The organism is Streptomyces flavovariabilis, from assembly GCF_000725785.1.
GTDB lineage: Bacteria > Actinomycetota > Actinomycetes > Streptomycetales > Streptomycetaceae > Streptomyces > Streptomyces hawaiiensis.
The window spans coordinates 1-4,056 of the sequence record NZ_JNXD01000065.1 but is presented as its reverse complement, the minus strand read 5'-3'; the positions used below and the strand labels follow the sequence as shown (position 1 = coordinate 4,056).

Below are 4,056 nucleotides of genomic sequence, written 5' to 3'. Positions count from 1 at the left end.
TCGCCGAGGCGCTCGGTGGCCTGGACGCGTTGTCGATCGCCGCCGTCAACGGGCCGACCTCCGTGGTGATATCGGGCGATGAACACCAAGTCCTGGAGAAGGCCGAGGGGTTCGCTCAGCAGGGTCGCAAGACCAAGCGACTGACGGTCTCGCACGCCTTCCACTCGCCGCGTATGGAGCCGATGCTGGCGGAGTTCCGCCGGGTCGCGGAGGGCCTGTCGTATCAGGCGCCGCGTATCGCGGTCGTCTCCAACGTGACCGGACGTCTGGCCACCGCCGAGGAACTGTGCGACCCGGGTTACTGGGTGCGGCACGTCCGTGAGGCGGTGCGCTTCGCGGACGGGATGCGGGCCCTGGCCGCGGAAGGTGCGCGGACGCTCATCGAGCTGGGACCTGACGGCGTTCTCTCCGCGATGGGGCAGGACTGTCTGCCCGCCGACGCCGACGTGCTCGGTGTGCCACTGCTGCGCGGTGGACGCGCGGAGGACGACACAGTGACCGCCGCCGTCGCCGCGGCTCATGTGCGGGGCACTGCCGTGGACTGGGCGGCGTTCTTCGAGGGCCGCGGGGCCGAGCCGGTCGACCTGCCGACCTACGCCTTCCAGCACGAGCGGTACTGGCTGCGGGCCAAGGCGCTGCCGGGGACGGGCGAACTGCCCGGTGGCGTCGCCCTGCTGGACCATCCGCTGCTGGGTGCCGCAGTCACCCTGGCCAGCGAGGACCGGCTGCTGCTGATGGGCAGGCTGGCCGTCGACGCCGAGCCGTGGCTCGCGGACCACGCGGTGCTCGGATCGGTGCTGCTGCCCGGCACGGCGTTCGTGGAGCTGGCCCTGCGGGCCGGTGATCAGGTCGGTTGCGACCGGCTGGACGAGCTGACCCTCGAGGCGCCGCTGATCGTGCCCGAACAGGGCGCGGTGGAGCTCCAGCTCGAGGTGGGCGCGGCCGACGCGTCCGGCCGCAGGCCGGTGACCCTGCACTCCCGCCCGGCAGCCTCGGACGACCGGCCGTGGACCCGGCACGCGGGTGGCCTGCTGTCCGCCGCGGCGCGGGCAACGGCGCCCGCCGAGCCCGCCGCCCGGGTTTGGCCGCCGACCGGTGCCGAGCCCGTCGAACTGGACGGCTTCTACGAGCGGCTGGCCGCCCTGGGCCTCGACTACGGCCCGGTGTTCCAGGGACTGCGCGCCGTGTGGCGCGTCGACGGGGAGGTGTTCGCCGAGGTCGAGCTGCCGGAACGGGCGGCCGGGGACGCCGCCCGGTTCGGACTGCACCCGGCGTTGCTGGACGCCGCCCTGCACGCGCTGGGCCTCGCCGACCTGGTGGCGGAACCCGACCGGCCCCAACTGCCGTTCGAGTGGCGAGGCGTATCGCTGCACGCCTCCGGCGCCGCGGCCCTGCGGGTCCGGCTGTCCTCGGCCGGCACCGACGGCGTCGCGCTGGACATCGCCGACACCCTGGACCGGCCCGTGGTGTCCGTGGACCGGCTGGTCCTGCGACCGGTCACCGGGGAACATCTGGCCCAGGCCCGCGTCGGCCGTCACGACGCCCTGTTCCGGGTGGAGTGGACCGCGCTGCCGGCCACGGAGGAGCCGCTGTCCGGCCCCACCGGGGACTGGGTCGAGCTGGTCGCGGAGCAGACCGCATCCGGCGTGCCGGCCGGGGGAGGGGAGCGGTACGCCGATCTGGGCGCCCTCGCCGCGGCGGTCGACGCCGGCCGGCCCGCCCCCGAGGCGGTCGTCCACCGTGTCGTCCCCGGCACCGGGGACGTGGGCTCCCTCGCCGACGTCGGCTACGACGTAGCCCGTGCCGTACTGGACCTGGTGCAGGCGTGGCTCGCCGACAACCGGTTCACCGCCTCCCGGCTGGTGCTGGTCACCAGCGGCGCGGTCGCCGCGAGCGGCGACGGAGACGTGCGTGCCCCCGAAGCGGCGGCGGTGTGGGGCCTGGTGCGCTCGGCGCAGTCGGAGCACCCCGGCCGACTGATGCTGGTGGACGCCGACCCGGCGACGCCCGCCGCAACACTGCCCACGGCCGCCGCGCGGTCCGCCGAGCCGCAACTCGCCGTCCGCGGCGCCGACCTGCTGATCCCCCGACTGGCCAGGGCGCCCCACGACGAGGCCGTCACCGGCCTGGTACCCGACCCTGACGGAACGGTCCTGCTCACCGGTGCCACCGGCGCCCTGGGCGGTCTGTTCGCCCGGCACCTGGTCACCCGGCACGGCGTACGGCACCTGCTGCTGGCCAGTCGCAGCGGCGCCCGGGCCGAGGGCGCCCCGGAGCTGGAGGCGGAACTCACCGCCCTGGGCGCCACGGTGACCCTCGTGGCCTGCGACGTGGCCGACCGCGACGCCGTCGCCGCGCTGCTGGCCGGCATTCCCGCCCAGCACCCGCTGACGGCCGTGGTGCACGCCGCCGGCGTCCTCGACGACGGCCTGATCGACACACTCACTCCGCAGCGCCTCGACCGGGTGTTCCGGCCCAAGGTGCACGGCGCGGTCCACCTGCACGAACTGACCCGCGACCTGAACCTGTCCGCGTTCGTGCTGTTCTCCTCCGTCTCGGGTGTCGTGGGCAGCCCCGGTCAGGCCAACTACGCCGCCGCCAACGCCTTCCTCGACGCCCTGGCCCGGCACCGCCGCGCCCAGGGGCTCCCCGCGACCTCCCTGGCCTGGGGCCTGTGGGAGGGCGACACGGGCATGACCGGCACCCTCGACGAGGGCGACCTTGCCCGGATGCGCCGCGCAGGAATGATCGGACTCACCGCCGAGGAGGGGCTCGCCCTGTTCGACGCGGCCTGCGCCGGAGCCGACGCCGCACCCGTGCCGGTCCGCCTCGCCCTGTCCGCCCTGCGCCGCACCGGGACCCCGTCCCCGCTGCTGCGCGGCCTGGTCCGCGGCCCCGCCCGGCGCACGGCGGACACCGCCGGCCCCGACACCGCCGCCGGAGCGTTCGCCGACCGTCTGGCCCGGTTGCCCGCAGCGGAACGGGCACGGCTCGTACTCGACCTGGTCCGCGCCGAGACCGCCGCGGCGCTCGCCTTCGCCGGACTCGACGAGGTGCCGCCCGCAAAGGCGTTCAAGGAACTCGGGTTCGACTCGCTGACCGCCGTCGAACTCCGCAACCGCCTCAACACGGCCACCGGACTGCGCCCGCTACCCCGGCGGCGTGATGTCACCGGAAGACCTGTGGCGGCTGGTCGCCGAAGGCGGTGACGGCATCGGGGAGTTCCCCGCCGACCGCGGCTGGGATCTGGAGAACCTGTACGACCCGGACCCGGCCCGCGTCGGGACCTCGTACGCCCGCGAAGGCGGTTTCCTCTACCGGGCGGGCGATTTCGACCCCGGCCTGTTCGGCATCTCGCCGCGTGAGGCGCTGGCGATGGACCCGCAGCAGCGACTGCTGCTGGAAGCGTCCTGGGAGGTCTTCGAACGGGCGGGCATCGACGCCGGTTCACTGAAGGGCAGCAGCACCGGTGTGTTCGCCGGTGTCATGTATCACGACTACGGCGCCCGGCTGAACACCGTCCCGGACGAGGTCGAGGGCTACATCGGCACCGGCACGTCCAGCAGCGTGGTCTCCGGCCGGATCGCCTACACCTTCGGCCTGGAGGGCCCCGCCGTCACGGTCGACACCGCCTGCTCCTCCTCCCTCGTCGCCCTGCACATGGCCGTGCAGGCGTTGCGCTCGGGAGAGTGCTCGCTCGCGCTCGTCGGCGGTGTCACGGTGATGTTCACGCCCGGCACCTTCGTGGAGTTCTCCCGGCAGCGGGGCCTGGCACGCGACGGTCGCTGCAAGTCCTTCGCGGACGCGGCGGACGGCACGGGCTGGTCCGAGGGCGCCGGTGTGCTCCTCGTGGAGCGGTTGTCGGACGCGCGGCGTCATGGTCACCGGGTGCTGGCGGTGGTGCGGGGCAGTGCGGTCAACCAGGACGGTGCGTCGAACGGGCTGACGGCGCCGAATGGTCCGTCGCAGCAGCGGGTGATCCGGCAGGCGCTGGCGAATGCCGGGCTGACGGCGGCCGAGGTGGACGCGGTCGAGGCGCACGGTACGGGCACCCGG

At 74.5% G+C, this 4,056-nt stretch carries 1 pseudogene; it reads left to right on the top strand.

Going from position 1 to position 4,056, the window contains the following annotated elements:
* Nucleotides 1-4,056 (top strand): annotated as a pseudogene (locus IO24_RS45500) (type I polyketide synthase); the annotation flags it as partial.